At 71.4% G+C, this 1999-nt stretch carries 1 protein-coding gene; it reads right to left on the bottom strand.

From position 1 onward, the window contains the following. Positions 1 to 137: 137 nt before the first annotated feature. The gene (locus tag EAO70_RS28960; RefSeq protein WP_148005811.1) at positions 138 to 1964 is read right to left on the bottom strand and encodes a GMC oxidoreductase; all 1827 of its coding nucleotides are present in this window, start codon (positions 1962 to 1964) and stop codon (positions 138 to 140) included. Positions 1965 to 1999 lie beyond the last annotated feature (35 nt).

Genomic DNA, 1999 nt, shown 5'->3' with positions numbered 1-1999 from the left:
CGTCACATGAGGATCCTGTGCAACCGCTACAACCTTCCCCATCCATCGCGGGTCATCTATGCAGCAACACCGACGGTGGGGGCGCTGCACTCGGAGGGGGGTGCAGCGCCCCTTACCTTGTGCAGATCACCACGCGCTCACGACGTCCTCGGCGGCACCGCCGGCATCCCCAGGAACGGCAGCCGCAGCGCGCCGAAGGCCTCGGCCGGGACCGCGGGCGACTTGGGCTCGACCGCCGAGACCCGTACGTACGCCTCGCCCTGCCGCGGCCGCGGGTCCTCCTCACCCTTGTTCGGCCAGAAGGACATCGCCCGCTCCGCCTGCGCCGTGATCGTCAGCGAGGGGTTCACCCCGAGGTTCGCGGAGACGGCCGCCCCGTCGACGACGGAGATCCCCGGGTGGCCGAAGAGCCGGTGGTACGGGTCGATGACGCCGGACTCCGCGTCGGCGCCGATCGGGCAGCCGCCGAGGAAGTGGGCGGTCAGCGGGGTGCCCATCAGCTCGCCGACGTTGGACCCGGCGAAGCCGTTGATCTCCTCGGCGAGGAGGGTGGCGGCCCGGGTCGCCGCCGGGATCTGGACCGGGTTCGGCGCCCCGTGCCCCTGGCGGGCGGTGAGCAGCCCCTTCCCGATGCCGCCGGGCTTACGGTAGGTCGTCAGGGAGTTGTCGAGCGACTGCATCACCAGGCCGATGATGGTCCGCTCCGACCAGCGCCGGTTGGAGAGCGAGCGGGCGGCGAGCGTGGGGTGCCGGAGCAGGTTGAGGAACCAGTTGCGCACCCGGTTGACCCCGTAGGGCACCTGGAGGACGGTCAGGCTGCCCATCGAGTTGGACCCCTTGCCGTACCGCACCGGCTCGATGTGGGTGTTCTCGTCGGGGTGGACCGAGGAGGTGATGGCGACGCCCCGGGTGAAGTCGGCCCTGTCCTTGCCGTGCCGCGCGCGGTAGCGGCGGTCGGTGGTCTGCGCGCCGACCAGGCCCTCGGAGTTGGTGCGGGTGAGTTCGCCGAGCCGCGCCGAGATCCCGGGCAGCAGCCCGGTGTCCCTCATCCGGTGCAGCAGGGTCTGGGTGCCGTACGTGCCGGCCGCGATCACCACCCGGCGGGCCGTGAGGGTCCGCCCCTTCCCCTTCCGCCGCTGGTCGGTGGGGAGGGTCTTCACCGCGAAGCCGCCCCGTGAGTCCTCGGTGACGGCGACGACGGTGGTCATGGGGTGGACGGTGGCGCCGGCCTTCTCCGCGAGGTGGAGGTAGTTCTCGTTCAGGGTGTTCTTGGCGCCGTGGCGGCAGCCGGTCATGCACTCGCCGCACTCGGTGCAGGCGCGCCGGGAGGGGCCCGCGCCGCCGAAGTACGGGTCGGCGACCTCTCCACCGGGCTTCGCCCTCGCCGTACCGGTCCCGTCCTCGCCGACGGCGTCGCGGCCGTCCCCGAAGAAGACGCCGACCGGTGCCATGTGGAAGGTGTCGCCGATGCCCATGGCCTCGGCGGCCGCCTTGAGGTGCACGTCGGACGGGGTGGTCGTCGGGTTGAGCCGGACCCCGAGCATCCGCCTGGCCTGGTCGTAGTACGGCCGCAGCTCGTCCTCCCAGTCCGTGATGTCCTTCCACTGGGGGTCGTCGAAGAACGCCTTGAGCGGTACGTAGAGGGTGTTCGCGTAGTTGAGGGAGCCGCCGCCGACACCGGCGCCCGCGAGCACCATCACGTTGCCCAGCAGGTGGATGCGCTGGATGCCGTAGAGGCCGAGGGCGGGGGCCCACAGGAAGTTCTTCACGTCCCAGGAGTTCTTCGGCAGGGTCGCGCGGGTGAAGCGGCGCCCGGCCTCCAGGACGCCGACCCGGTAGCCCTTCTCGGTGAGGCGGAGCGCGGTGACCGAGCCGCCGAAGCCGGACCCGACGACGAGGACGTCGTAGTCGTACGCCTCGTCCTCCGCCTGCTCCTGGTTCTGGGTAGGGGGTACCGCGGTCATGGCTCTCCTCGTACGAAAAGGGGGCGGTCGGGGGT

Source organism: Streptomyces sp. adm13(2018) (assembly GCF_008042145.1).
In the GTDB taxonomy this organism is placed as follows: Bacteria; Actinomycetota; Actinomycetes; order Streptomycetales; family Streptomycetaceae; genus Streptomyces.
The sequence above is the reverse complement of the archived record's forward strand: the minus strand, read 5'-3'. Positions and strand labels throughout refer to the sequence as shown.